22 protein-coding genes and 1 riboswitch are annotated in these 25,297 nt (G+C 59.4%); of the genes, 15 read left to right on the top strand and 7 right to left on the bottom strand.

What is annotated here, in order from left to right; translation table 11 throughout:
- Nucleotides 1-36 precede the first annotated feature (36 nt).
- The 5 genes from BK659_RS04015 to BK659_RS03995 are packed head-to-tail and all read left to right on the top strand — an operon-like array spanning nucleotide 37 to nucleotide 5,051.
- Entirely contained in the window at nucleotides 37-921 is an 885-nt protein-coding gene (locus BK659_RS04015) for a DUF6625 family protein (RefSeq protein ID WP_123423831.1), read from the top strand.
- Nucleotides 918-2,072: a glycosyltransferase gene (locus tag BK659_RS04010; RefSeq protein WP_123423830.1), complete on the top strand. Its 1,155-nt coding sequence runs from the start codon at nucleotides 918-920 to the stop codon at nucleotides 2,070-2,072. Before BK659_RS04015 ends, BK659_RS04010 begins: the two co-directional genes overlap by 4 nt.
- Nucleotides 2,069-2,953 carry a glycosyltransferase gene (locus tag BK659_RS04005; protein ID WP_123423829.1) on the top strand — a complete coding sequence of 295 codons (885 nt, stop codon included), beginning with the start codon at nucleotides 2,069-2,071 and terminating at the stop codon, nucleotides 2,951-2,953. Before BK659_RS04010 ends, BK659_RS04005 begins: the two co-directional genes overlap by 4 nt.
- A gap of 41 nt (nucleotides 2,954-2,994) precedes the next feature.
- Entirely contained in the window at nucleotides 2,995-4,269 is a 1,275-nt protein-coding gene (locus BK659_RS04000; protein WP_123423828.1) for a glycosyltransferase family protein, read from the top strand.
- A 56-nt stretch (nucleotides 4,270-4,325) separates the two neighbouring features.
- Complete coding sequence (locus BK659_RS03995; RefSeq protein ID WP_123423827.1) at nucleotides 4,326-5,051, top strand: glycosyltransferase family 25 protein; 726 nt, start codon at nucleotides 4,326-4,328, stop codon at nucleotides 5,049-5,051.
- Between the two features lie 36 nt (nucleotides 5,052-5,087).
- Here the strand turns inward: BK659_RS03995 and BK659_RS03990 are convergent, their stop codons facing one another.
- Nucleotides 5,088-6,941 (bottom strand): bifunctional O-antigen ligase/aminoglycoside phosphotransferase family protein, encoded by a 1,854-nt coding sequence (locus tag BK659_RS03990; protein ID WP_123423826.1) that lies wholly within the window; start codon nucleotides 6,939-6,941, stop codon nucleotides 5,088-5,090.
- Between the two features lie 158 nt (nucleotides 6,942-7,099).
- Between BK659_RS03990 and msbA the strand changes: the two genes are divergently transcribed.
- The 4 genes from msbA (at nucleotide 7,100) to hldE (ending at nucleotide 11,923) form a co-directional block, all read left to right on the top strand.
- Nucleotides 7,100-8,905, top strand: a complete 1,806-nt coding sequence (msbA, locus tag BK659_RS03985) for a lipid A export permease/ATP-binding protein MsbA (protein ID WP_123423825.1) — start codon at nucleotides 7,100-7,102, stop codon at nucleotides 8,903-8,905.
- Between the two features lie 184 nt (nucleotides 8,906-9,089).
- Nucleotides 9,090-9,794, top strand: coding sequence for a sulfotransferase family 2 domain-containing protein (locus tag BK659_RS03980; RefSeq protein WP_123423824.1), 705 nt, complete (start codon nucleotides 9,090-9,092; stop codon nucleotides 9,792-9,794).
- Nucleotides 9,787-10,398 carry an adenylyl-sulfate kinase gene (gene cysC, locus BK659_RS03975; RefSeq protein WP_123423823.1) on the top strand — a complete coding sequence of 204 codons (612 nt, stop codon included), beginning with the start codon at nucleotides 9,787-9,789 and terminating at the stop codon, nucleotides 10,396-10,398. The genes BK659_RS03980 and cysC overlap by 8 nt, the downstream gene beginning before the upstream one ends.
- A 103-nt stretch (nucleotides 10,399-10,501) precedes the next feature.
- The gene (gene hldE / locus BK659_RS03970; RefSeq protein ID WP_123423822.1) at nucleotides 10,502-11,923 is read left to right on the top strand and encodes a bifunctional D-glycero-beta-D-manno-heptose-7-phosphate kinase/D-glycero-beta-D-manno-heptose 1-phosphate adenylyltransferase HldE; all 1,422 of its coding nucleotides are present in this window, start codon (nucleotides 10,502-10,504) and stop codon (nucleotides 11,921-11,923) included.
- A 199-nt stretch (nucleotides 11,924-12,122) separates the two neighbouring features.
- On the opposite strand, the gene BK659_RS03965 is transcribed toward hldE, so the two are convergent.
- From BK659_RS03965 to BK659_RS03950, 4 genes are all read right to left on the bottom strand, one after another.
- Nucleotides 12,123-13,088 (bottom strand): metal ABC transporter ATPase, encoded by a 966-nt coding sequence (locus BK659_RS03965; RefSeq protein ID WP_123423821.1) that lies wholly within the window; start codon nucleotides 13,086-13,088, stop codon nucleotides 12,123-12,125.
- 43 nt (nucleotides 13,089-13,131) lie between these two features.
- Nucleotides 13,132-13,944, bottom strand: a complete 813-nt coding sequence (locus tag BK659_RS03960; RefSeq protein ID WP_123423820.1) for an aldo/keto reductase — start codon at nucleotides 13,942-13,944, stop codon at nucleotides 13,132-13,134.
- Nucleotides 13,941-15,116, bottom strand: a complete 1,176-nt coding sequence (locus tag BK659_RS03955; RefSeq protein WP_123423819.1) for an NAD(P)/FAD-dependent oxidoreductase — start codon at nucleotides 15,114-15,116, stop codon at nucleotides 13,941-13,943. The genes BK659_RS03960 and BK659_RS03955 overlap by 4 nt, the downstream gene beginning before the upstream one ends.
- A 128-nt stretch (nucleotides 15,117-15,244) precedes the next feature.
- The gene (locus tag BK659_RS03950) at nucleotides 15,245-15,577 is read right to left on the bottom strand and encodes a DMT family transporter (protein WP_123423818.1); all 333 of its coding nucleotides are present in this window, start codon (nucleotides 15,575-15,577) and stop codon (nucleotides 15,245-15,247) included.
- A 103-nt stretch (nucleotides 15,578-15,680) separates the two neighbouring features.
- On the opposite strand from BK659_RS03950, the gene BK659_RS03945 reads away from it, so the two are divergent.
- Both BK659_RS03945 and waaA read left to right on the top strand, forming a co-directional pair.
- Entirely contained in the window at nucleotides 15,681-16,571 is an 891-nt protein-coding gene (locus BK659_RS03945) for a LysR family transcriptional regulator (protein WP_123423817.1), read from the top strand.
- A 23-nt stretch (nucleotides 16,572-16,594) separates the two neighbouring features.
- Nucleotides 16,595-17,866 (top strand): lipid IV(A) 3-deoxy-D-manno-octulosonic acid transferase, encoded by a 1,272-nt coding sequence (waaA, locus tag BK659_RS03940; protein WP_123423816.1) that lies wholly within the window; start codon nucleotides 16,595-16,597, stop codon nucleotides 17,864-17,866.
- A 130-nt stretch (nucleotides 17,867-17,996) separates the two neighbouring features.
- Here the strand turns inward: waaA and BK659_RS03930 are convergent, their stop codons facing one another.
- Entirely contained in the window at nucleotides 17,997-19,430 is a 1,434-nt protein-coding gene (locus BK659_RS03930) for a TolC family outer membrane protein (protein WP_123423814.1), read from the bottom strand.
- Between the two features lie 195 nt (nucleotides 19,431-19,625).
- Nucleotides 19,626-19,731: riboswitch (TPP riboswitch) on the top strand.
- Nucleotides 19,732-19,903: 172 nt separating this feature from the next.
- Between BK659_RS03930 and thiC the strand changes: the two genes are divergently transcribed.
- Together thiC and cytX are read left to right on the top strand one after the other, a co-directional pair.
- Nucleotides 19,904-21,793 (top strand): phosphomethylpyrimidine synthase ThiC, encoded by a 1,890-nt coding sequence (gene thiC / locus BK659_RS03925; protein WP_123423813.1) that lies wholly within the window; start codon nucleotides 19,904-19,906, stop codon nucleotides 21,791-21,793.
- A 184-nt stretch (nucleotides 21,794-21,977) separates the two neighbouring features.
- On the top strand, nucleotides 21,978-23,270 hold the full coding sequence (cytX, locus tag BK659_RS03920; protein ID WP_123423812.1) for a putative hydroxymethylpyrimidine transporter CytX: 1,293 nt from the start codon (nucleotides 21,978-21,980) through the stop codon (nucleotides 23,268-23,270).
- On the opposite strand, the gene BK659_RS03915 is transcribed toward cytX, so the two are convergent.
- A complete protein-coding gene (locus BK659_RS03915; protein WP_123423811.1) occupies nucleotides 23,239-23,985 on the bottom strand; it encodes an RsiV family protein in 747 nt (248 codons plus the stop codon). The genes cytX and BK659_RS03915 overlap by 32 nt on opposite strands.
- Nucleotides 23,986-24,209: 224 nt before the next feature.
- Between BK659_RS03915 and BK659_RS03910 the strand changes: the two genes are divergently transcribed.
- Both BK659_RS03910 and BK659_RS03905 read left to right on the top strand, forming a co-directional pair.
- Nucleotides 24,210-24,827: an NUDIX domain-containing protein gene (locus BK659_RS03910; protein WP_123423810.1), complete on the top strand. Its 618-nt coding sequence runs from the start codon at nucleotides 24,210-24,212 to the stop codon at nucleotides 24,825-24,827.
- On the top strand, nucleotides 24,818-25,270 hold the full coding sequence (locus BK659_RS03905; protein WP_123423809.1) for a DUF1249 domain-containing protein: 453 nt from the start codon (nucleotides 24,818-24,820) through the stop codon (nucleotides 25,268-25,270). The genes BK659_RS03910 and BK659_RS03905 overlap by 10 nt, the downstream gene beginning before the upstream one ends.
- The last annotated feature ends 27 nt before the right edge of the window (nucleotides 25,271-25,297 follow it).

Genomic DNA, 25,297 nt, shown 5'->3' with positions numbered 1-25,297 from the left:
GTTGTCTTGTGTTCTCTTCTTTAGAGTGAGCCTTCAGTGATTAATCCGTTGCCCCGCATTCTTTTCATTATTCCTTATTTCGGTCGCTGGCCGTTCTGGATGCCGTTCTTTCTCGAAAGTTGCCGGCGCAATGCGGATATCGACTGGCTGTTGTTCAGTGACTGCGGTAATCCGCAGAACCTGCCAGACAACGTAAAGATCGAGAACATCGGTTTCAGCGAATACTGCCAGTTGGTGTCGCGACGCTTGAATATCGATTTCTCGCCTGCCAGGGCTTACAAACTCTGTGACATCAAGCCAGCGCTCGGCTATATCCATGCCGATCGCCTGGCGGGTTACGATTTCTGGGCTTTCGGCGATATTGATGTGGTGTATGGTGACCTGCGTCGCTATTTCACTGCTGAGCGATTGGCCCGCTTTGACCTGTTTTCGACCCATGAGCGACGAGTCGCCGGGCACCTGTGCCTGATACGCAATACGGCTCGCCAGCGTGAGTTGTTCATGCGGATCAAGAACTGGCAAACGCGTTTTACCGATCAGAAACAACACACTCTGGATGAAGGGGCGTTCAGCCGGATTTTCCTCTGGCGCAAGAATTTCCCCAAGCCGTTATTCAACCTGCTTGGCAAGTTCAATCCGTGGCGGCGGCGCAGTGAATTCACCGAAGCATTCAGTACCCCCGGCGGTCATATCAAGTGGCACGATGGCACTGATGATGTTCCGCTGCGTTGGTACTGGCGTGATGGTTGTTTGACTAATGATCAGGACGCAGAGCGCTCGTTTCCGTATTTCCATTTCTATATCTGGAAACGCAATGAGTGGTCACGGATGTCCGAGCCTGATCCTGAATACGTAAAAAACCTGGCTGCAAAGTCGGCCTGGGTCATTGATGCAACAGGTTTTACCGGGGATGAACCATGAATCAGCGTTCCAAGGTCTTGCAGCTGCAACCTGACTACAACGTTAAAGCGCACGATTTTGCCGACCTTGCGGAGCAGATCGTCAAGGCCCTGCCGGTAGAGCGTTATGAAATAACAGCGGCGTTCTTGCGTGGCCGACCGGGGCCGGGCGAGGCCGTGAGCCGTGCCGATCGCTCGGTCTATTTCGAGTTCTCAGACAAGTCCCTCAAGGGGATGCGCCTGCGAGCCATGTGGCGGCTGTATCAGTTTTGCCGAAAAGAAAAGTTTGATGTGGTCATCTGCAACCGCTTCAAGCCGGTGAACATGCTGCTGCAACTCAACCGCTGGCTGAAAATACCGTTGTGTATCGGTATCTCTCATGGCTTCGGCGAGTACGATCGTTATTATCGGCGACGTCAGGCCCAGAGCCTGGTCGACGGTCGCTGGCGTTTTGTCGGTGTGTCACCAGCGGTCAAGCAGTACTTGCTCGATTGTGATTGTGGCTTCACTGACCTCAATACCTATGCCATTACCAATGCCATTGATATCGAGCAGGCTGAAGGCTTGCAGCACTCCCGTGAGCGTTCGCGCGAACTGTTGGGGCTTGATTCGTCAGTACGCTTGATCGGCGCGCTTGGGCGTCTGGTACCCGTTAAAGGTCATATTTATTTATTGCAGGCCTTTGCCGAGCTCAAAGATAAATATCCCCAGACTCAACTGGCGATCATCGGTGCCGGTCGCGAAGAAGCACGTTTGACCTGTGAAATTGAGCGATTGGGTCTGAGTGGCCGTGCGCATCTCCTGGGGTTCAAGGAAAACGCTCTGCAGTATGTTCGCGCGTTTGATATCTGGACCATGCCCTCGTTGGCCGAGGGGTTGGGCCTGGCGTTACTCGAAGGCATGAGCGGCCATTTGCCGGTGATTGCCTCGGACGTGCCTGCCATGCTTCCGCTTGTTCAGGGCGCGGGTGGTCTTGCCGTCGAGCCTGCGAATGTCCCGTCTCTTGTCAGGGCGCTGGATACGTATCTGGGGCTTTCGGATGAGGATCTCAAGGCCAAAGGTGAGCTGGCTTACCGTTATCTGCAGGAACAGCACGATATCGACGAGTTCCGTCAGGAGTATCTGCAATTGATCGACTCAGGCTTGAGTCAGGCGCGTAAGGGGGAAGTATGAAAGATGATCAACCTGTGGTGACGGTGATCATCGCTTCTTATAACCACGGCCCGTATATAGAGCAGAGTATTCTCAGCGTCCTGAATCAGACCTATCCGAATATCGAGCTGCTGGTCATCGATGATGGCTCCACGGATGACAGCGTCGAGCGTATCCATCGGCTGCAAGAGCAACACTCGTTCGATTTCCGGGTTCAGCAGAATCAGGGGCTGACCAATACGCTCAATGGTGCAATTGCTCGGGCGAAAGGCAGCTTGATTGTCCCGTTCGGTTCTGATGACATCATGTTGCCGGAGCGGATAGCGATTCAAGTCGCTTACATGGACGGTAAGCCCGAGGTCGGTATTTGCGCCGGCAACATCGAACTGATCGACGCCGATGGCAATCTCTTTCCCGAGAAACGTCAACGCCGGGATGTGCCGTTCCGACGCCTGGACTTTGATGACATGTTCCTCGAGCGCAAACCTTATCCGCCGGCCCCGACGCTGATGATTCGGCGTGAGGCGCTGGACAAGGTGGGTGGCTTCGACCCGAATATTCGTCTGGAGGACCTGCTGATCGAGTTGAAGGTGACTCACGCCGGTTACTTCATCGATGGTCTGAATGTACTGATGGCGCGCTATCGCAAGCACGCGACTAACTCGTACAAAAATCATCGCTTCATGATCGACAACATTCTGCGGTCCTACGCGCTGTTCAGCGATCATCCGTCGTATGACGAGGTACGTTACAAATTTCTCAACTCGATGTTCCTCAAAACCTCCAATCGCGATCGGGCGCTGGCTCGCGAACTGCTGACGCAGATCCCTTTCAAGGCCTGGACTACAAAGACCTGGCGCGGATTGGGGCGATTGTATTTTTCCCCGCTGGAAAAGAGTTGAGGGGGCAATCAAATGGACTGGATTCAACGCTTTCTGGAAAAATGTCTATCGAGGTCGGCATGATCCTGGATGTTTCCGGCAACAGCTGGGCCGACAAGGCTCATGCCCTGGACCGCTATCGTTGGCGGCGCTTGCGCGAGCGTCATTCTTGGCTGGGCAGCCTTTTGCGCTTTGGTCGGGACGCGTGCGCAGACTGGTTTTTCGGTTGGAGGGCGCAGGCGTGCCTGGCGGCCGAGGTCGTGGCCGAGCCCTGCGATTTCCTGTTGTTGCAGTCGGCGTCCAAAGTCATTCCCTTGCAGCGCAAGAAGTTGCTGATTGCGGCGCTGCGCGCTAGCGGCCACTCACTGGTGGAGACCGCGCTGCAGGTGCCCGCGACCATTCTCGGCCAGCGTCTGCTCAAGCATCCGCAGCAGCCGGTGCCGCTGCGCTATTTTGGCTATGCCGCGCATGCCGAGTGGCTGGTGGCTCACCACCAGCCGAAGATTCTGCTCAACGACCGTAACGGCAGTTTATATGCGCCTTTCCTGCGCCTGGCACTGAACCGGCGCCATCACCTGCTGGTGCACCTGGCGCACGCGACGACGGTCGAGTCGTCGAGTCGTCTGGGCATGAACGACTATGACTATTACTTCATGTTCGGCCGCAGTTCGCTGGAGGCCTTGCAGTCGCGGCCGTTGCGCTTCGGCAGTTCGAATGCGGTGCTGTCCGGTTCGCACATGATTGACGTTGCGTATGACCTGCCGCCGACCGACCCCGAGCGACAGGTGTTGCTGGTCCTGGGCGTCGGTCCGGACAAAGAGAAAGAGCGCGGTTACCAGCGAACCTACGCCCTGCTGCGCGACTGGGCGGCGCAGCACCCGGAGTACCAAGTGCTGATCAAGGCGCATCCGCGTAGCCAGGTGTCATTTTGGCATGGCGCGGCCACGGCGCTGCCCAACGTGCAGGTTCTGGACCGTGGAGTCGGACTGGCCGCAGCGCTGGAGCAGGCTTCGATCGTGGTGAGCATCATGTCTAACGCGGTTATCGAGGCGGCGCTGGCGCAGCGCCCGGTCATTTATGTCAATGTCGGTGAACATCACGACATTTTTTCTCAGGAGCGTTTCCTGGGCGAGCGTGTCACCACGGCTGCAGAACTGGCCGAGCGGGTAGTCTGGATTCAGCGCAACTATCAGCAGTGCCTGGAGCGGGCCCGGAATTTCGCAGAGTTTCACCTGGCACATGGGGTAGAAGGGCTGGATACCACCATCGGGTTGTTGGTCGACCTGTTGCAGGCAGAGCCTGTGCCTTCTCAGGTGCTTGAAGGCACCGTTCAGTAGGGGCTGCGAGTCAGGCCTGGCACATTAATAATCACGGTTGCGGTGGTGAACGGAAAATGATTTGGCCTTTTGCACATGCCTGCGTCATCAATCTCGACAGCAGGAAGGATCGCTGGGCCCGCATACAGGCACACTTGCACAGTCTGGGACTGCAGGCCGAGCGCTTCAGCGCAGTGTCGATGCATCAGTTGGACGAAGACCCGCCTTCGCCGGAACTGCGCGAGTTTTTACTGCGCGTCGATGGCGACAGCGACAGGTTCGAACACAAATTACGCGCCACTTGGGCGTGCATGCGCAGCCATCTTGCGGTGATTGCCCTGGCCAAGGCTCGCGGCTGGCCGCAGGTGCTGGTGCTGGAGGACGATTGCGAGTTTGAGACCTATGCGCCTGCGGTCCTGCGTCGGGTGCCGGCACAGTTGTCATCGCGGGATTGGACCATGCTGTATCTGGGGGGCACGCTGAAGAAGGGCGGGCAGGCGCGCAAGGTTTCAGCCAATCTGGTGGCGGTCAACCGGGTGCGTCTGGCGCATGCCTACGTGGTCAGGGCAGAGCTCTATGAGCGGATCCTGCAGGAGGCCCCAATCAGTGGGCTGCCGCTCGATTGGTATTACTCGGAAAGTCTCCTGCCCACGACTCGCGCGTTCCTTGTGCACCCACTGCTGGCCCGGCAGAGCCTGATGGTCATGAGTGATATCGAGCAGGTGGTACGCAAGCCCAAGCTCAAGACCCGGCAACTACTGGGCCGGATGGCCGCGCGTCTTCGCTACGGCCTGTTCGGATAATTTGCCGGCAGTAGCCAGCAGGCACCACCGGTTCAATCAGCCCGCCAGGCCAAGGGAGTGCACTTGCTTGTGCACGCATTTGACCGCGTTGTCTGGTGCCAGGATGGCGTAGCCTTGAAGTAGATCGGCAAAATGCGCGTCAAACAGCCAGCGTCGGTCTTCCATGTAACGCTGCATATGGCACAGATTGCGTCGACGAAGCTCCAGGCTCAGAGGCGAGGGCAGGATGCGCAAGTCGGCCAGATCGATCAGGCCGAACTCGCCATCGTCCAGTAAAAGAATATTGCCAAGGTGCAATGAGCGGAAATAGACCCCGCGCTCGTGCAGTTCTGCCAGAAAGCGCCCGAAACGCTGCACCAGTGCCTGGCGCATGCTCAAGCTGGGCATGGCTTGCAGCACCTGACGCAGGGTTCTGCCTGATAGGGGCTGGTAGCGTACGGCACTGCTGCCATCGGGCATGCTGTACAGCTCGATGATCGGCGGGGTGTTCAGGCCTGTACGGGCCAGGCGTCGGCTGTTTTCGGCAAAGCGCTCGGAATAGGGGTAGAAGCTGCCATAGGTATACCAACTGCGGGCACGGAACAGCTTCAGAAAACTGCCATCCTCGAGTTTGAGGACTTTGGGCCCAAGACCGTCTTCTTCGATCACCGATGCGTTGGCTGTCATGCATTGAGCGTCGTCGGGCGCGAGGCTGCGAACCGATAGTTTCGACAAACGATTCGTGCGCTGGGCAATGCTCAGCGCGGCCATCAGTGCCAGCGGAATCCACAGCAGGAACCAATGCTCCCTGGGGGTGTACAGGATATCGCCACCCTCCGCCAGGCTGGCCCCTATACCGAATACCATCAGAGTCGACGCCAGGATAAACAGCGGTTGCGAACGCTGGCGCCAGCAGTTGAAGAGCCCGAGAAGCTGCATGGCCAGCCAGGGCAGGAACCCGATGATGCCGACATAGAAGAGTACGCCCAAGGCAAAGCTATGAGGTTCGCGGAAGGGAAACCCAACTCCCGGATCGATGGCCAGGACCGCGTCATAGCCATGACCAATCCAGGGCGCATCAGCGATCAGATGCAGCGCCTGTTTCCAGATTTCGAAGCGGTAGGAGTCGCCGCGCGCCAGGAGCATTTCCGGTAAAGCAACCAGCATGCTTGCGGTAACGACGCCCACGATAGTCAGCAGCAACAATGAACGACGGTTCCAGCAAATGAATGCCAGCCAGACGCCTGCCATGGCGATGGCAACCAGAGGCGTTCTGGAGCCGGTTGCCAGGGCGGCCGCGAACATGATCAGAAAGGCCGGAACAATGCCGAGCAGCAGCTTCGGATTGCGTACGGTCATGCCCAGAAAGAACCAGTAGGTGCAAAAAAAGCCGAACAGGTGGGAGCTGAGCAAGGGGTTGTCAAAGACGCCCCCGCCGACCATCCGGTTGCCCGGTGTGTAGTGCGACAGGAAAATATAAAGATTGAACACGCTGGCGACCAACGCAACCAGGGCCGCGGCCAGCAGGACGGGCTTGAGGCTTTCGGCGCGGTAGCGTAGCAGGAGGCTGGCGCCAGCAAAGAGCAAGAAAATATACAGCGGTGGTTTTGTCAGGCTAAACAGGCTGTCTGGCGTAGGGCTCCAGTTCAGCGACAGCAGCGCCCAGCCGGAATAAAACAGGAATATCTGAACCAGCGGCTCTCGCAGGACGATCTTCAGTTCGCTGGGGCGTATGCACAGGGCGATCAGGGCGGGGGTGCTCACGAAGCCGTAAAACAGCTTTTGATAGACACCGCGCGTAGGCAGGAAAAACATTCCGCAAAGCAAAAGAAAAAAGCCGAGTGGCAGCACCCACAGGCAGAAAAAATCGAAAACCCGGGGCGCTCTGGTGTTGATCCTGCTGAATGGCATGCTGATCTGTATTCCGATTAGGGGTCGGTAATACTAACGTATCTGTTTACCCTGGTCCTGTGGAATATTGCCATTGGGCCAGCGGTTCGAACGATCCCGCTGAGACCGGAAGAAGCTGTGATAAAGTCAGCATCCTTTTTTTGAAAACTTCGCGTGATATGACCGACTCCAGTCTCTCCGCAAGCCCTTCGAGCTTGAAAATCTACTTCCGACTCCTCGGTTATGTACGGCCTTATATCGGCCTGTTCACGCTGAGTATTGTTGGCTTCCTGATTTTCGCGTCGACTCAGCCGATGCTTGGCTACGTGCTCAAGTATTTCGTCGATGGCCTGTCCAATCCCGAGGCCGTGCTGTTCCCCTCGATACCCTATTTGCGCGATCTGCCATTGATGCATGCCGTCCCCTTGCTGATCATTCTGATCGCCGCGTGGCAAGGTGCCGGTTCATACCTGGGCAACTTCTTCCTGGCCAAGGTTTCGCTGGGCCTGGTTCATGACTTACGAGTGCAGCTGTTCAATAATCTGCTGGTGCTGCCGAATCGTTACTTCGATCAGCACAACTCCGGACACCTGATTTCACGCATCACGTTCAACGTGACCATGGTCACGGGAGCGGCGACAGATGCGATCAAGGTCGTGTTCCGGGAGGGCATGACGGTTGTGTTCCTGTTTGTCTCGCTGCTGATCATGAACTGGCGTCTGACGCTGGTGATGGTTGCCATTTTGCCGCTGATTGCGTTCATGGTGAGTCGCGCCAGCTCCAAGTTCCGCAAGCAGAGCAAGAAGATCCAGGTGGCGATGGGCGACGTGACCCACGTAGCTTCCGAGACCATCCAGGGTTATCGCGTGGTCCGCAGTTTCGGTGGTGAAATCTACGAGCGCGACCGTTTCAAGCGCGCGAGCCAGAGCAACACCGACAAGCAGTTGCGCATGACGCGCACCAGCGCCATCTACACGCCGATGCTGCAGCTGGTGATCTACACCGCCATGGCGGTGCTGATGTTCCTGGTGTTGGCCCTGCGCGGTGATGCGTCGGCAGGCGACATGGTGGCGTACATCACCCTTGCCGGCTTGCTGCCTAAACCGATCCGGCAGCTTTCGGAAGTCAGTTCGACGATCCAGAAGGGTGTTGCCGGTGCCGAGAGCATTTTCGAGCAATTGGATGTGGAGCCGGAAGTCGACAGAGGCAGTATTGAGCGTGACTCCGTCACGGGTCGACTCGACGTGCGTCACCTCAGCTTCACCTATCCGGGTACCGATCGTCAGGTGCTCGATGACATCAGCTTTTCTGTCGAGCCCGGGCAAATGGTCGCCCTGGTTGGCCGTTCAGGGAGTGGCAAGTCGACCCTGGCGAATCTGATTCCGCGTTTCTATCACCACGATAAAGGCGAGATTCTTCTCGATGGGATTGAAGTCGAGGAGTACAAACTGCTGAACCTGCGTCGGCATATCGCTCAAGTGACCCAGCATGTCACCTTGTTCAGTGACACGGTGACCAACAACATTGCCTATGGCGACCTCGCTGGTGCTCCCCGTGAAGATGTCGAGAAAGCAGCGAAGGACGCTTATGCCATGGACTTCATTGCGCAGTTGCCTCAAGGCCTGGACACCCAGGTTGGCGAGAACGGTGTGCTGTTGTCCGGTGGCCAGCGTCAGCGTCTTGCGATTGCCCGGGCGCTGTTGAAAAACGCCCCGCTGTTGATTCTCGACGAGGCGACGTCGGCGCTTGATACCGAGTCCGAGCGGCATATTCAGGCTGCCCTGGATCAGGTGATGAAAGGCCGTACGACGCTGGTGATAGCCCACCGCTTGTCGACCATTGAGAAGGCTGACCTGATCCTGGTCATGGATCAGGGGCAGATTGTCGAGCGCGGTACTCATTCCGAGCTCCTGGCAAAGAATGGCTATTACGCTCGATTGAATGCCATGGGCCTCGATGAGCCGGTACCGCAAGGTATCGTCTGATTTCCACTTCAGGGTGAGTCATGCTCACCCTGAAACCACCTCGGCGTGCAACGCGCTCGGGGCATTTGTATCCAGATCCTTACATACTTGACTATGTCTAAATAAATTCCCGCATTCCGTCTGCTACGGTTTGAGCATGAATCATTTGCTTCGGGGTGGCTATCCGCCTCGCGTGGGGATCGGAATGCTGCAACGCTTTTTATGGAAGTTATTACCCAAACAGCAGCGAGCGTTCCTGCTGGGGCGTTTGTCGGTCAGGGATCGGCAAGTGGTGAACAAGGCGATGTCGGGCAATGTGCGATTCCCTCAGGCCTTCCAGCAGCGCTCCTGTGTGTTCATCCACATTCCCAAGTGTGCCGGGAGCAGCGTGTGCTCCGCGCTATTCGACGGCTGGAAACCTGGGCATTTGCCGCTGTACTGGTACGAACAGCAGTTTCCCGAGCAGTTTTCCCGCAGTTTCAAATTTACCTTCGTTCGTGACCCTCTGGAGCGGGCCTATTCGGCCTATGCTTTCCTGCGTGGCAACGAACTCGGGGCGCGCGACCGACAGGCCCAGGCACTGGTCCGTCATTACCGTGACTTCGATGATTTCATCGGCGGCTGGCTGCATCCGGAGAACGTTCAGAAACAGATGCATTTCGTTCCCCAGACCGACTTCCTGGTCGACTCCATCGGGCATATGGCGATGGATTTCGTGGGGTATCAGGAACACCTGGATCGTGACTTTCAGCTGCTTTGCGAGCACTTGGGGGTTGTCTCGTTATTACCCCATGTGAACAGCTCGCTGCATCGCCAATCGGCGCCCGCTAGTGATTTTTGTTCGGTACGCACTCGCCGTTTGGTGCGACGAGTCTACCAGCGTGACTATGAGATGCTCGGCTATGAGTAAATTGTCGTTTGTCTGCGAACAGCCTCCACAGATCCGCCCTTATGCATTGTCGCTGTCGATAACTGCTCGGGCCGCGCTCAAGAATCAACAGCCGTGCTGTGTCTGGCTGACAGGGCTGTCCGGTGCCGGCAAGTCGACCCTGGCCAATGCCCTTGAGTTGCAACTCAATGAACAGGGGCGTCACACCTTTGTGCTCGATGGTGACAACCTGCGTAATGGTTTGTGTAATGACCTGGGCATGGGGGCTGCGGCGCGCAAGGAAAACATCCGACGCATTGCCGAGGTGGCACGGTTGATGGTCGATGCGGGGCTAATTGTGATTGTCTCGGCAATCTCGCCGTTTCAAGCAGATCGTGCCTCGGCCAGAGCCTTGTTCCGTGCGGACGAGTTTCTTGAGGTGTATGTCAGCACACCGTTCGACATCTGCGCCCGGCGCGACCCCAAGGGCTTGTATCAAGCCGCGCTGCAAGGGCGAATCAAGGACTTCACCGGTCTCGACAGCCCTTATGAAGCACCGCAGCAGGCAGACTGCGAAATCAACACCGACGAGGTCGAACTGGCCGATGCCGTGCAGCATCTTCTGGCCGCTTTGGTTAAAAAATGAACAATATAGCGGCGTGATACACGCGCGGTGAAGCTGTCGGACTAGGCAGCGCCCACCCTGTGCTAATATCGCGCCCCTGTTCATTTTGTATGTGGGTTGCTCCATGAAGTTGTCCATGCCGCGATTCGATCAAGCCCCTGTCTTGGTGGTCGGCGATGTCATGCTCGACCGTTACTGGCATGGTGGTACCTCACGGATTTCTCCTGAGGCACCGGTACCGGTGGTCAAGGTCGAGCAAATCGAAGACCGCCCGGGCGGTGCTGCCAACGTTGCCTTGAACATTGCCGCGCTCGGCGCGCCGGCGTCCCTGGTCGGTGTGACCGGTGATGACGAGGCCGCTGACAGCCTGACCAATAGCCTGAAAGGCGCCGGGGTGCGTGCGTTGTTTCAGCGCATCGCGCATCAGCCGACCATCGTCAAACTGCGGGTCATGAGTCGTCACCAGCAATTGCTGCGTATCGACTTCGAAGAACCGTTTGCCACAGACGCGCTGGCGCTCGGGGCTGAAGTCGACGGTCTGCTCGAAGGCATCAAGGTGCTGGTGTTGTCTGACTACGGCAAAGGTGCGTTGAAGAACCACCAGGTGCTGATCCAGGCCGCACGTGCCCGTGGCATTCCGGTGCTGGCAGATCCCAAAGGCAAGGATTTCTCGATTTATCGCGGTGCCAGCCTGATCACCCCGAACCTCAGCGAATTTGAAACCATCGTTGGCGGTTGCGTCGATGAGCATGATTTGGTGAGCAAGGGCGCGCAATTGATGCACGACCTTGATCTCGGTGCCTTGCTGGTGACTCGTGGCGAGCACGGGATGACTTTGCTGCGTCCCGATCATCCAGCGTTGCACTTGCCCGCTCGGGCCCGTGAAGTGTTCGACGTGACGGGTGCCGGTGACACGGTGATTTCTACCCTGGCGGCGGCAATCGCTGCTGGCGAAGAGTTGCCGCACGCGGTGGCCCTGGCCAACCTGGCCGCCGGCATCGTGGTCGGCAAACTGGGTACGGCGGCCATCAGTGCACCGGAACTGCGTCGTGCGATTCAGCGTGAAGAGGGCTCCGAACGTGGTGTCCTGGGACTTGAACAGCTGTTGCTGGCAGTCGACGACGCTCGTGCGCACAAAGAGAAAATCGTCTTCACCAACGGCTGCTTCGACATCCTTCACGCGGGGCACGTGACCTACCTCGAGCAGGCGCGGGCCCAGGGCGATCGTTTGATCGTCGCGGTCAACGACGATGCATCGGTGAGCCGCTTGAAAGGTCCAGGGCGGCCGATCAACAGCGTTGACCGGCGCATGGCGGTACTGGCGGGTCTGGGCGCGGTGGACTGGGTGATCAGTTTCCCTGAAGGCACTCCGGAAAACCTTCTGACGCAGGTCAAGCCGGACGTGTTGGTCAAGGGTGGCGATTACGGGATCGACCAGGTAGTCGGCGCCGACATCGTGAGCGCTTATGGCGGAACAGTGAAAGTGCTGGGGCTGGTGGAAAACAGCTCGACCACTGCCATCGTCGAGAAGATCCGCAAGACCTGAAACTGTGGCGAGGGGGCTTGCCCTGATGCTGGCAAGTTAAGCTGCTACACGATCCGTAGCAGCTGGCGAAGCCTGCGTTCGGCTGCGAAGCAGTCGTAAAATCAGGCGGCGCGTCCTTTCAGGCATACCGTGTACTTCGTATTTGCGAGGACTTCGTCCTCGAACGCAGCCTCGCGGGCTCGGCAGCTGCTACAGGGGATTAGCGCAACGCCTTGCGTGGCACGATTTTCTTCAGCAGCAGTTTGGCCTTGCCGGTCAATCGGCTGAAACCTGATGCCTTGCCCGGTTGGCTCAAGCCCTGCTGTCTGAGCCAGTCCTTCCAGCGAATTCGCTCGTCACGCACCAGCCAGCCTTCCTGCCGGGCAAAACTTTCTGCCAGATACAGTCCGCGAGTGCTCGCCGGGTAGAGCTGATCTTTTTTCAGGGTGTACAGCTCAGGTAGCGGCTGACCATCCTCAAGAGGCATCAGGTACAGGTCGGGGCGCTTGCGATCCAGTCGTGCGACCAGTTGATCTCCCTCCAGACGTTCATCGACATGGAACAGGCTCAGGGATTTGGCTTCCTTGGGCACGTCCAGGCGCAAATCGTAGATCAACTGCAGCGAAGCCGTGGGCAAATGCACGTAGGCCCGTGGTCGCTCGATCAACTGCAGGTTGGCGCAACGCACCGGGCGTGCTGCGCCAGACAGCGGCGTCAGGCGAAACGGCAGGGCTTCGCGGTAATGCAGCGCGGTGGCGTAAGGCGCGGGCAGCCAGGTGTCATTGAAGCGTCCGCCGAGCCAGCCTTCCGGAGTTTCCAGCAGGCATTCTTCGGCAATCTCCTGAATGGCCGTGTGTAACGGCAGGTTCAGTTCATGGGCCGGCACATAACCCGAGATCAGTTTGAGCACCACGTCGCCACGGTCCTGACGGCGCTGGCGGACCAGCACCCAGTAATCGCGATTCTGCCAGTGCAGGGTCAGGCGGACCGAGACGCCGAGGTTGGCCAGCTCCAGCGAGAAATGCTCTGGATTGGCCACCGTGACCGGGCGCCGACGTTGCAGGGTCTGGGAGAAATTCAGCGGCCTGCCGACACTCTGATAACTCAGGCCTTCGGGAGTCGCTTCGACGTATAACGGCAGGGTCTTGAAGTTGCTGGGGTTCTTTCTTATGAGCGTTCGCGGCATGTCGGCTCCTTCTTGCGTCGGGGTCGGCCGCCTTGGCGGCTGTTCAACGACTACGTAGGACTTGAGCAACAGTCGCCACATTGTGGGCGAGGTGCAGCGGATTAATGGTCCCGACAATAGCACTGGCGACACCGGGTTGCGCGAACAACAGCTCGAAGCTGGCACGTACCGGGTCCACACCTGGGCTGAGACAGACGTGACCGCTGGCCAGAGCCTTCTTCACCAGAATGGCTTTGCCGTGGGCAGCAGCGTAGTCGATGACCGGCCGCTCGGCCTGCTCGTTGAGATTGTAGGTGACCATGGCGCAATCGCCTTGTTCCAGAGCCTTCAAGCCACCATCGACAGTTTTGCCGGAAAACCCGAAGCCGCGAATCTTGCCTTCGCGCTTAAGCTCGGCGAGCGTCTGGTAGACCTCGCACTCGTTGAGGATCGCCAGATCGTTGCCGTCCGAATGCACCAGCACCAGATCAATAAAGTCGGTTTCCAGGCGTTGCAGGCTGCGTTCGACGGAAAAGCGCGTGTGTGCAGCGCTGAAGTCGTGGCGGGACTGGCCATCGGAGAATTCCTCACCGACCTTGCTGACAATCACCCAGTCCTGACGTTGACCGCGCAGCAGCGGGCCGAGGCGTTCTTCGCTGCGGCCATAGGCGGGGGCGGTATCGATCAGGTTGATGCCCAGGTCGTGGGTCAGCTTGAGCAGCCTGCGTGCTTCATCATCGTCCGGGATCTGGAAGCCGTTGGGGTATTTCACCCCTTGGTCGCGACCGAGTTTCACCGTGCCCAGGCCCAGCGGCGAAACCAGCAGGCCGGTGCTGCCCAGTGGGCGATGCAGGTCGTGCAGGGTGGCTTGGCTCATGGCAGCAGTTGCTCCCAGGCCGGCACGCCCATCGGTGGTTTTGGCAGCGTCGGCAACGGGGCCGGGTGGCTTGGCTGGATGCCGTCGCGTTGCAGAGACGCCATTACCCGGTCAGCGAAGTCCGGTGCCAGCGCCAGTTTGGTCGGCCAGCCCACCAGCAGACGGTCCTGCTCGGCGAGGAAGGCGTTGTCCGGGCGGCTCAGGCCTGATTGCAGTGGCTCGGCGCGTTCGACCCGCAAGGTCGCCCATTGCGCCTGACTGAGGTCGACCCACGGCAACAGGTTGCCGAGTTCTTTCTGCGCGGCGGCGATTTGTGCGGCGGGTTCGCGAGCCACGCCTTCGGCTTCGGCGATATCTCCGCCCACGTACCAGATCCATTGACCATCGGCGGCCGGGTGAGTGGTGACGGTGATGCGTGGCTTTGGTCCGCCACCCAGGCAGTGGGCATACAGCGGTTTGAGGCTCGGGCCTTTGACGATGATCATGTGCAGCGGTCGACGCTGCATGGCCGGCTGGCTCAGGCCAAGGGCTGTGAGCAAGTCGGCATTGCCAGCACCGGCGCTAAGGACGATGCGCTGTGCACGGATCTCACGCTCGTCGACTCGCAGGCCGACCAGTTCAGCGTTTTCCAGCAGTGGCTCGATCCTCTGTCCCGCCAGCAGGCCGTCACCGGCCAGCTCGGCCAGCCGCCCGATCAGGCTCGGCACATCGACCACCAGTTCTGCCAGGCGATAGACCTTGCCCTTGAAGCGTTTGTCTTGCAGGGCCGGCGGCAGTTGCTCGCCCTTGACCTGATCGACCCGGCCGCGCACCGCTTTACTGGCGAAGAAACTGGTGAGGTTGCCGGCGAGGGTGCCGGGGGACCACAGATAATGGGATTCAGACAGCAGGCGTACACCGGACAGGTCCAGTTCGCCGTCACCGGCCAACGCTGCACGCCAACGTCGCGGCATGTCGGCAATCGCTTCCGAGGCGCCGGTCAGCGCGCCGTGCAGCGCGTATTTGGCGCCGCCGTGGATGATCCCCTGGGACTTCACGCTCTGCCCGCCGCCGAGGCTGGCACTTTCCACCAGCACGGTCGAAAAACCCTGGCGACGCAGGCGTGCGTTCAGCCAGAGGCCGGCGACACCAGCGCCGACAATCAGCACGTCGGTGGAAATAACAGATGGCATGCAGCGACCTCAGAGTTCAGGACTAGAGGCGCAGTATACAGACTCATGGGATGGAGCCATGAGGCGAAAAAAGATCGCAGCCTTCCGTATCCACCCGTAGGAGCTGCCGCAGGCTGCGATCTTTTCTTTTAATGCCCTGCAGTTTTCGAGAACAGCTGAATGACCACCACGCCCAGGACAATCAGCGCCATGCCAAGCATGGCGGGGATGTCGAGTTTCTGGTCGTAGAGAAACAGCGCCGCGATGCTGACCATCACGATACCCATGCCGGCCCAGACCGCGTAGGTGACGCCAACCGGGATGGTGCGTACCACCAGGGTCAGCATCCAGAACGCGATGCCATAACCGACAGTGATCAGCAGCAGAGGGATCGGCGTGCTCAGGCCCTTGACCGCTTTCATCGATACGGTGGCGATCACTTCGGCGCAAATGGCGATAGCCAGGTAGTAGTAAGCGTTCATGGGACGTTCCTCGTGTTTGGACCTACTTGATAAGGTCGGCATTCTAGAGACTCTGGAGATGGGGTAAAGTCATTACCTATCTGATTTGAAGATGGGTTGAGCCATGAGTGTGCAATGGAGTCTGGAGCAGATGCGTTTGTTCGTCAGTGTCGCCGAGCAGCGTTCGTTTTCGGCGGTAGCGCGGGACCAACGTAAGGCACAGTCGGCGGTCAGTAGTTCAATTGCGCTGCTTGAAGCCGACCTTGGCGTGAACCTGTTTGATCGCAGTAGCGGTCGCCAGCCACGCCTGACCGAAGCCGGCAGCGCATTGCTCGAAGAGGCGCGGGAAGTGTTGCGCCAGTGCGAGCGACTCAATGGTCGAGCGCTGGCGTTGATGCGCGGTCAGGAGGCGCGGTTGCGTCTGGCGCAGGATGAGGCCATGCCTTATCAGCCGGTGCTCGACAGCCTCGAAGCATTGGCCGAGCAATTTCCCAGCCTGGAAGTGCAACTGGCCAGTGCCGCCCAAGGCGATGTGGCGCGCAAATTGGTGGAGCGCCAGGCGGATCTGGGCTTGCTGTTTTATCACGAGCAGATCCCCGAAGCCCTGGAGCGTCGGGTGCTGGGCAGTGTCGAGATGGTCACGGTGTGCGGCGTGGGGCATCCGCTGGCGGTGGGAGGTCAGGTGGATTGCCAGCAATTGGCACAGTATCGGCAACTGCTGATGGCTACCCAGTCCAGCGTCTACCCGGGCAGTGAACAAGCCAGCCCGCAAGTTTGGCGGGCCGACAGTTTTTATGTCCTGGCCGAGTGGTTGATGCGCGGGCTGGGTTGGGCCTGGCTGCCACGGCATGTGGTGCAGTACCCGGCGTATCACGGGCAGATGGTCGAGCTGGTCAGCGAATGGACCCCGCCAGCCCTGGTGGTGGAACTGGTCTGGCGGCGTGATGAACCGCTGGGGCCGGCCGCGCGTTGGCTGGCGGAACGTTTTGCCGTGCACTTGCAGGCGATCGGCTAAAAAAGCCGATAAACTCCGCCGCCATGAATAGAACTCTCTACACCGCGCTGTTTTACCTGGGGCTGCCACTGGTAGCGATTCGGCTGTGGCTGCGCTCGCGCAAGGCGCCGGCGTATGCCAAGCGTATTGGCGAGCGATTCTCCATCGGCTTACCGGTGATGAAGCCCGGTGGCATCTGGGTGCACGCGGTGTCGGTTGGCGAAAGCATTGCCGCTGCACCGATGATTCGCGGGTTGCTCGAACGTTATCCACAGCTGCCGATCACCGTGACCTGCATGACCCCGACCGGCTCCGAGCGGATTCACGCGATGTTCGCCCATGAGCCGCGCATCCAGCACTGCTATCTGCCTTACGATTTGCCCTGTGCGGCAGCGCGCTTCCTCGACAGGGTCCAGCCGAAACTGGCCGTAATCATGGAAACCGAGTTGTGGCCCAACCACATCCATCAGTGCGCCAAACGCGGGATTCCGGTAGCGCTGGCCAATGCTCGGCTCTCGGAGCGTTCGGCCAAAGGCTATGGCCGATTCGGTAAATTGACCCAGCCGATGCTCGCCGAGATGAGTTTGTTCGCAGTGCAGACCGAGGCCGAAGCCGAGCGTTTTCGGCAGTTGGGCGCGCGTGCGGAAACGGTCGAAGTGACCGGCTCGATCAAGTTTGATTTAAGCATTGACCCAAAACTGCTACAGCGCGCCGCCGAGTTGCGTCAGCAATGGCAAGCGGTCGAGCGGCCGGTGTGGATCGCCGCGAGTACCCATGAAGGTGAAGACGAAGTGGTGCTGGCGGCGCATCGACAATTGCTCGCCAGCCATCCGGATGCGCTGCTGATTCTGGTGCCGCGTCACCCCGAGCGCTTCAACCCGGTGTTCGAGCTCTGCCAGCAGCAAGGTTTCAATACGATCCGTCGTTCGACTGGCGAAGCGGTCAGTGTCAACACCTCAGTGTTGCTTGGCGACACCATGGGCGAGTTGCTGTTTCTCTACGCCTTGGCTGACAGCGCGTTTGTCGGCGGCAGCCTGGTGCCTAACGGCGGGCATAACCTGCTGGAGCCGGCGGCGCTGGCCAAACCGGTGTTGAGCGGGCCGCACCTGTTCAACTTCCTTGAGATCGCCACGCTGATGCGCAGTGCCAAGGCGTTGCAGGAAGTGGATGACGCCCAAGGGCTGGCGCTGGCGGTGCAGCGGTTGTTCGAGTTGCCACGCGATGCGCAGCGGATGGCAGAGGCGGGGCTTACGGTGATGCGCGCCAATCAGGGCGCCTTGCAGCGATTGCTGGATGGGTTGGGGCGGTTGATTTGATCGTCGGTCAAGGCATAGAACCTGTGGGAGCGAGCTTGCTCGCGATAGCGGTGGATCAGTCAGCATTGATCTTGAATGTGCTGCCGCCATCGCGAGCAAGCTCGCTCCCACATGGAGTGCGCTTGCTATCTCAAGGATTCGCCTTCAGCTGTTCCGCTGCAGCCTTGGCCAGGTCCGGCGGCAGGAAGTCCTTGTCCGGGTTGTAGTCGGCCTTGAGATAACGCTTCAGGTCCTGCAAGTCGCCCGGGCTGAGGGTGCCGGCAGCCTGCTTCAGGCGCAGGTTGTCGAGAATGTAGTCGTAGCGGCTGTTGTTGTAGTTGCGCACCGAGGTGTACAGCTGACGCTGGGCGTCGAGCACGTCGACGATATTGCGCGTACCCACCTGATAACCGATTTCCGTGGCGTCCACCGCGCTCTGGTTCGAGATGATCGACTGGCGGCGTGCCTGGACCTGCTCGACATCGCTGTTCACTGCACGGTGCAGGTTGCGGGTGTTTTCCACCACTTGCCGACGCAGCGCTTCGCGTTGCTGTTCGCTTTGGTCCAGGCGCGAGTACGACTCGCGAACCTGCGAGCTGGTCAGCCCGCCGCTGTAGATCGGAATGTTCAGTTGCAGGCCGACCGTGCTCTGCGAGACGGTGCCGCCGTACGGTTGGCCAAAGGCACTTGGATTGCTGAAACCCAGCGCATCGTTGTCACCGGTCTTGTACTGCGCCACGGCGTCGAGGGTCGGTGCGTGACCGGCCTTGCGCTGCTTGAGCGTTTCTTCGGCGGCGCTGACCGCGTAGTTGCTGGCCAGCAGGTTGAGGTTCTGTTTGGCGGCGGTGTCGACCCAGGCCTTGGCGTCGTTCGGCGCTGGCGGCAGGACCGGCAAGGTGTGGACGATGCCCTGGATCGAGTTGTACTGACGGTTGGTCAGGGTGATCAGCGCTTCGAACGCATCATCCACCTGGCGCTGGGCGAGGATCCGGTTGGCGCGCGCGGTGTCGTAACTGGCTTGCGATTGCAGCACGTCGGTCTTGTCCGAGAGGCCCACATCGAAACGCTCATTGGACTGGTCGAGCTGGCGCTTGAACGCCGCTTCCTCGGCCTTGGTCGAGGCGAGGTTGTCCTGGCTGCGCAGCACGTTGAAGTAGGTTTCGGCGCTTTGCAGAATCAGGTTCTGCTCGGTCGCCGAGAGTTGCAGCGCCGCTTGCTCGTTGACATCCTTGGCTGCCTGGAACTGGAACCAGCGATCGGCGCGGAACAACGGCTGGGCCAGTGTCGCTTGATAGAAGTGGGCACTGCGGTTGGCAATGGCTGACGGCTGATCGATTTTCGTCCGCACATCGGCGACTTCGGCACCCCCCGAGAGGTTCGGTAGCAGGCCGGCGCGGGCCTGGGGCACAACTTCCTTTTGCGCGCCATATTGAGCGCGGGCGGCGGCCAGGTCGGCGTTGTTGTCGACGGCTTCCTGGTAGACGCTGACCAGATCGGTCTTGGTCGATAAGGGCGCTTCTGCTGCCCAGGCCATTCCATTGGACGCACAAGACACGGCGAGAGCCAGTGAGAGTTTGCGCAGCATGAGCGATCCCTAAAATTTATATTACGATAATAATCTGAGCGCCAAGGCTACGGCGCGCGCTTTACAGCGTCAAGGCGCAGCATGGCGTAGCGAGTGTAGATGCGCCGGCTTGCGGCAACAATCCTGTAATTACGCCATTCATCACGCTGTTTGCACCGGTGTTGGCGTTCTTTACTGGTTGTGTCTAGACTGGCCGGGTTCTTGTCGGGGTGCCTTGCTATGAGGCTGAGATCGAATAATTTCGGATCCCGTTGAACCTGATCAGGTTTATGCCTGCGTAGGGAACAAGATTTCTCGTCACCCGGCGAGTCCTCTTGTGCTTCGTCCGGGATGTTGTTCGACAATCGAACAGCTCTCGTGAACTCAGCACAGCACTCATCCAGTTGGAGTTTTCACTGGTGGGCTGCGTCCATTCGTTACAGGTTCGCTCCGACAAAAAATCCACTGCCTGGATGAAGTCTGGAGAGCCCGTGATGACTACAAAATCAAAAAATGCAATCAATCTGAGTGACTCGGCCAAGGTCGATCAGCAATCGGTTCAGCCGTTTACCCGCTCGCAGAAAATTTATGTCCAGGGCACTCGCCCGGACATCCTCGTGCCGATGCGCGAAATCAGCCTCGACGTGACGCCAACCGACTTCGGCGGTGAGATCAACGCGCCGGTCGTGGTCTACGATACTTCGGGTCCGTACACCGACCCTAACGTGATCATCGATGTGCGCAAAGGCCTGGGCGACGTGCGTTCGCCGTGGATCGAAGCCCGTGGTGACACCGAGCGTCTGGCCGGTCTGAGCTCGAACTTCGGCCAGGAACGCCTCGCCGATCCGGAGCTGACCAAGCTGCGTTTCGCTCACGTGAACAACCCGCGCCGTGCCAAGCCGGGCGCCAACGTCAGCCAGATGCACTATGCCCGCAAAGGCATCATCACCGCCGAGATGGAATACGTCGCCATCCGCGAAAACATGAAGCTCGAAGTGGCCCGTGCCGCAGGTCTTCTGGATCAGCAGCACGCCGGCCACAGCTTTGGCGCCAGCGTGCCGAAAATCATCACCCCGGAGTTCGTTCGTGAGGAGATCGCTCGCGGTCGCGCGATCATTCCGGCGAACATCAACCACACCGAACTGGAACCGATGATCATCGGCCGTAACTTCCTGGTGAAGATCAACGGCAACATCGGCAACAGCGCGCTGGGTTCGTCCATCGAAGAAGAAGTGGCGAAACTGACCTGGGGCATTCGCTGGGGTTCGGACACGGTCATGGACCTGTCCACCGGCAAGCACATTCACGAAACCCGCGAGTGGATCATCCGTAACTCGCCGGTTCCAATCGGTACTGTGCCGATCTATCAGGCTCTGGAAAAAGTCGGCGGCGCCGCCGAAGACCTGACCTGGGAGCTGTTCCGCGACACGTTGATCGAGCAGGCGGAGCAGGGCGTCGACTACTTCACCATCCACGCCGGTGTGTTGCTGCGCTACGTGCCGCTGACCGCCAAACGCGTGACCGGCATCGTGTCCCGTGGCGGCTCGATCATGGCCAAGTGGTGTCTGGCGCACCACAAAGAGAACTTCCTCTACACTCATTTCGAAGACATCTGCGAAATCATGAAGGCCTACGACGTCAGCTTCTCGCTGGGCGATGGCCTGCGTCCGGGCTCGATTGCCGACGCCAACGACGAAGCGCAATTCGGTGAGCTGGAAACCCTCGGCGAGCTGACCAAGATCGCCTGGAAGCACGATGTGCAGTGCATGATCGAAGGCCCCGGCCACGTGCCGATGCAGTTGATCAAAGAGAACATGGACAAGCAGCTTGAGTGCTGCGACGAAGCGCCGTTCTACACCCTCGGCCCACTGACCACCGACATTGCACCGGGTTACGACCACATCACTTCGGGCATCGGTGCGGCAATGATCGGCTGGTTCGGTTGCGCCATGCTCTGCTACGTCACGCCGAAGGAACACTTGGGCCTGCCGAACAAGGATGATGTGAAGACCGGGATCATCACCTACAAGATCGCCGCCCACGCGGCTGACCTGGCCAAGGGGCATCCGGGCGCACAGATCCGCGACAACGCCTTGAGCAAGGCGCGTTTCGAGTTCCGCTGGGAAGACCAGTTCAACCTCGGTCTGGATCCGGACACCGCGCGTTCGTACCACGATGAAACCCTGCCAAAGGACTCGGCCAAGGTCGCGCATTTCTGCTCGATGTGCGGGCCGAAATTCTGCTCGATGAAAATCACCCAGGAAGTCCGTGAATATGCGGCCAACCAGCGGATCGAAACCGTCGATGCCGAAGTCGCCCAAGGCCTGGCCGAACAGGCCGCGCGCTTCAAGCAGGAAGGCAGTCAGCTGTATAAAAAAGTTTGATCTGACCTGAGGTTGGCGGTGCCTGCACCGCCGCCATCGTCGGATCGCCGCTCGGAGCAAGCTCGCTCCCACAGGGGACTTGTGAACGGCACAAATCAAATGTGGGAGCGAGCTTGCTCGCGATGGCGTCAGACCAGACACCCGTGATCTCAATGACACACTTTATCCCTCCGAGATAACACCCTTGAGCATTCAACCCAGTACCTATTCCCCCGACCACGCCGTGCCTCTGGCCCAGCGTGTCTTCGGTGCCCGCGATCTGTTCTCCCTGTGGTTCTCCCTCGGCATCGGTCTGATGGTCTTGCAGACGGGCGCCTTGCTTGCGCCAGGGTTGGGTCTGTCGGGCTCGTTGCTGGCGATTTTCCTTGGCACCCTGGTCGGCGTTCTGCTGCTGGCGTGTGTCGGGGTGATCGGCAGCGATACCGGCCTGTCGGCCATGGCCGCGCTGAAACTCAGCCTCGGCAGTCGCGGCGCGAGCCTGCCGGCGCTGCTGAATCTGCTGCAACTGATCGGTTGGGGCTCGTTCGAAATCATCGTCATGCGCGACGCGGCCAGCCTGCTTGGCACCCGTGCGTTCAGCGACGGCAGCCTGATGGCCAGCCCATTGCTCTGGACGCTGGTGTTCGGCGCCCTGGCCACCTTGCTCGCTGTCAGCGGTCCGCTGACTTTTGTCCGCAAGATCCTGCGCAAGTGGGGCATCTGGTTGCTATTGGCGGCGTGCCTCTGGCTGACCTGGAACCTCTTCGCCAAAGCCGATCTGGCTGCGCTGTGGGCGCAGGCCGGTGACGGTTCGATGCCGTTCGCCGTGGGTTTTGATATCGCCATCGCCATGCCGCTGTCGTGGCTGCCACTGATTGCCGACTACTCGCGTTTCGGCAAACGTGCGAAAAGCGTATTCGGCGGCACGGCGCTGGGCTTCTTCATTGGTAACTTCTGGCTGATGAGCCTGGGCGTTGCCTACACCCTGGCGTTCGCCCCGAGTGGTGAAGTCAATGCCTTGCTGTTGGCGCTGGCCGGTGCCGGTTTGGGCATTCCGCTGTTGCTGATTCTGCTCGATGAGTCGGAAAACGCTTTCGCCGACATTCACTCGGCGGCGGTGTCCAGCGGGATTCTGTTGCGCATGAAAGTCGAACACCTGGCCTTGGCCATCGGTGTGGTCTGCACCTTGATCGCGTGCCTGGCGCCACTGGCCCAGTACCAGAACTTCCTGCTGTTGATCGGCTCGGTGTTCGCGCCGCTGTTCGGCGTGGTGCTGGTGGATCACTTCATCCTGCGCAAGCGCAGTGCGCAAGTTGCGTCAGCCGCCTTGCGCTGGCCGGCATTGCTTGCCTGGTTGGGCGGAGTGAGCACCTATCACTTGCTGGCGAATCTGTATCCGGAGGTCGGCGCAACCCTGCCATCGTTGGTGTTGGCAGGGCTGCTGCAACTGCTGCTGGGTCGGGTCTTCAGCTACGCTCAGGCACCAGCTCGGGCTTGATCTGACCCTTGAGACGGGCGTAGGGGATGGTCATCTCGATGAGGCCACTCGAATAGGGCGCGATGGTCGCCACGTTGTACTTGAGCACCACCCCGGCGCTGGTCAAGGCCACGTTCGGGGTTTTCTGGAAGGGCCAGCTTTTTACGAAGTCCGGATCCCGATCCATCTGCGAATTGATCAGCCAGCTATTGTGCGCGACTTGCGCGGTCTTCCAGAACGCCACCTCCTGCCCCGGCAAGAGCATGTCGTTCAGGCTCAGCTCTTTTTGCAGCTGACGCGAGTAGTTGATGAAACCCCGTCCCGGTGTGCCATTGGCCGCGCCCGTGTCCAGATAGCTGGACACTTCAATGATCACCAGTCCGTCATGCTGCTCACGTACCTTGGCTTGCAGGTAGACGCTGTTGCGCTCGCCCGACTCATGCAGGAACTGTTCGCGGTAGGCGTTGAGCGAGGGCGGCAGCGCTGCGCCTGCTGAGGTGCGGGTCATTTGCAGCAGGCGCTGTTCGACGATCCGGTCCAGTTGCGGGTCGGTCGGAAAATGCACTGTATCGATATTCACCAGGGGGCAGTCGGGGCCGTCGCAACCCGGCTTGACCTGCTCGGACGCATCGCGAGTGGATGTCACCTGTGCCCGATAGCTGGGTTGGAACAGGCTTTGGCAGGCGCCGAGCGTGAGGGCAATGCAGGCCACGGAGGCGATTTTCAACAGCGACATGGGCGTCCTTCATGAATCAGGGAAAGGCAAAAGTTACCGGCTTCGACTGCCAGCGTGGCGGTCGGTTCGCCACTAAGCTCAATAGTATCAATTAGAGTAGGTTTGCCCCCCTGCCGTCCATCCCGGCAACTGCAAAGAGGCTGCATCAACCGCAGTGAGCACGTTAGGATGGCGCGAAGCCTGAGGGGGAACCTCGGACGGATTGACAGTAAACGAGGATTGTTATGACTGATTTTGCCAATGCCACCCCGACCATCGTAGACATCGTGCGCAGAGAAAACTGCTACAAGGGTTTCTACAAGCTTGATCGCGTGCACCTGCGCCATGAGCTGTTTGCCGGTGGTATGAGTCGCGAGATCAGTCGCGAGTTGTTCGTGCGTCATGATGCTGTGTGCGTGTTGCCTTACGATCCGCAGCGCGACGAAGTGGTATTGATCGAGCAATTTCGCGTCGGTGCATTGGGCAAGACTGACAACCCGTGGCTGATCGAACTGGTCGCTGGTCTGATCGATAAGGACGAAATACCGGAAGAAGTTGCTCACCGCGAAGCGCAGGAGGAAGCTGGACTGGTATTCACTGCTCTGTGGCCGATGCTCAATTATTTTCCATCGCCCGGTGGCAGTACCGAATATGTGCACTTGTATCTGGGGCGGTGTAACAGTGCCGGGGCCGGCGGCCTGCATGGGCTGGTGGAGGAAGCAGAAGATATTCGCGTCACGGTTTGGGACTTTGAAGATGCCCTGCAAGCCGTACGTGATGGACGGATTTCCAACGCGGCAAGCATTATTGCCTTGCAATGGCTGGCTTTGAACCGCGTTGAAGTGAGGGGGCTATGGTCGTAAACAAACAGCGCGATCGTTATCGGGTCGATCTCGTGGGTCTGCAAAGCTCGTGCGAGGCCAACTACGCCCGACTGATGCGCCTGTTGCCGGAGATGCGCAACCAGCCAACTGCCCGGCGCATAGCAATGACCCAGGGCGAGCAGATGCTGGGTGTGCTGATGCTGGAAGTGCTGCAAGCGTGTCCGTACACCACGACCCTGCGAGTGCGCCAGGAGCACAGCCTGCCATGGCTGCCGGTGCCGCAGCTGGAAGTTCAGGTCTACCACGACGCGCGCATGGCCGAAGTCATCAGTGCCGAACATGCGCGGCGCTTTCGCGGCATCTATCCTTACCCGAATGCGTTGATGCACCAGCCAGACGAAAAAGCCCAGCTCAATGTATTCCTCGGCGAATGGCTGAGTCATTGCCTGGCCTGCGGGCATGAGTTCGAGGTCGTGCGCTAGCGATGCATTAGTTGTGAACTGCGTCCG

The sequence above is a fragment of the Pseudomonas brassicacearum genome (genome assembly GCF_003732225.1).
GTDB classification, from domain to species: Bacteria; Pseudomonadota; Gammaproteobacteria; order Pseudomonadales; family Pseudomonadaceae; genus Aquipseudomonas; species Aquipseudomonas brassicacearum_E.
The sequence above is the reverse complement of the archived record's forward strand: the minus strand, read 5'-3'. Positions and strand labels throughout refer to the sequence as shown.

Excerpts from the sequence above, each read along its gene's own strand:
- BK659_RS03950 (WP_123423818.1), bottom strand. The coding sequence starts at position 15,577 with ATGAACGCTTACTACTACCTGGCTATCGCCATTTGCGCCGAAGTGATC.
- BK659_RS03945 (WP_123423817.1), top strand. The coding sequence starts at position 15,681 with ATGAGTGTGCAATGGAGTCTGGAGCAGATGCGTTTGTTCGTCAGTGTC.
- BK659_RS03965 (WP_123423821.1), bottom strand. The coding sequence starts at position 13,088 with ATGCCGCGAACGCTCATAAGAAAGAACCCCAGCAACTTCAAGACCCTG.
- BK659_RS04000 (WP_123423828.1), top strand. The coding sequence starts at position 2,995 with ATGTCTATCGAGGTCGGCATGATCCTGGATGTTTCCGGCAACAGCTGG.
- BK659_RS03995 (WP_123423827.1), top strand. The coding sequence starts at position 4,326 with ATGATTTGGCCTTTTGCACATGCCTGCGTCATCAATCTCGACAGCAGG.
- BK659_RS03910 (WP_123423810.1), top strand. The coding sequence starts at position 24,210 with ATGACTGATTTTGCCAATGCCACCCCGACCATCGTAGACATCGTGCGC.
- BK659_RS03915 (WP_123423811.1), bottom strand. The coding sequence starts at position 23,985 with ATGTCGCTGTTGAAAATCGCCTCCGTGGCCTGCATTGCCCTCACGCTC.
- BK659_RS04010 (WP_123423830.1), top strand. The coding sequence starts at position 918 with ATGAATCAGCGTTCCAAGGTCTTGCAGCTGCAACCTGACTACAACGTT.
- BK659_RS03930 (WP_123423814.1), bottom strand. The coding sequence starts at position 19,430 with ATGCTGCGCAAACTCTCACTGGCTCTCGCCGTGTCTTGTGCGTCCAAT.
- msbA (WP_123423825.1), top strand. The coding sequence starts at position 7,100 with ATGACCGACTCCAGTCTCTCCGCAAGCCCTTCGAGCTTGAAAATCTAC.
- BK659_RS04005 (WP_123423829.1), top strand. The coding sequence starts at position 2,069 with ATGAAAGATGATCAACCTGTGGTGACGGTGATCATCGCTTCTTATAAC.
- BK659_RS03955 (WP_123423819.1), bottom strand. The coding sequence starts at position 15,116 with ATGCCATCTGTTATTTCCACCGACGTGCTGATTGTCGGCGCTGGTGTC.
- waaA (WP_123423816.1), top strand. The coding sequence starts at position 16,595 with ATGAATAGAACTCTCTACACCGCGCTGTTTTACCTGGGGCTGCCACTG.
- BK659_RS03905 (WP_123423809.1), top strand. The coding sequence starts at position 24,818 with ATGGTCGTAAACAAACAGCGCGATCGTTATCGGGTCGATCTCGTGGGT.
- cysC (WP_123423823.1), top strand. The coding sequence starts at position 9,787 with ATGAGTAAATTGTCGTTTGTCTGCGAACAGCCTCCACAGATCCGCCCT.
- BK659_RS03980 (WP_123423824.1), top strand. The coding sequence starts at position 9,090 with ATGCTGCAACGCTTTTTATGGAAGTTATTACCCAAACAGCAGCGAGCG.
- BK659_RS03990 (WP_123423826.1), bottom strand. The coding sequence starts at position 6,941 with ATGCCATTCAGCAGGATCAACACCAGAGCGCCCCGGGTTTTCGATTTT.
- BK659_RS03960 (WP_123423820.1), bottom strand. The coding sequence starts at position 13,944 with ATGAGCCAAGCCACCCTGCACGACCTGCATCGCCCACTGGGCAGCACC.
- thiC (WP_123423813.1), top strand. The coding sequence starts at position 19,904 with ATGACTACAAAATCAAAAAATGCAATCAATCTGAGTGACTCGGCCAAG.
- hldE (WP_123423822.1), top strand. The coding sequence starts at position 10,502 with ATGAAGTTGTCCATGCCGCGATTCGATCAAGCCCCTGTCTTGGTGGTC.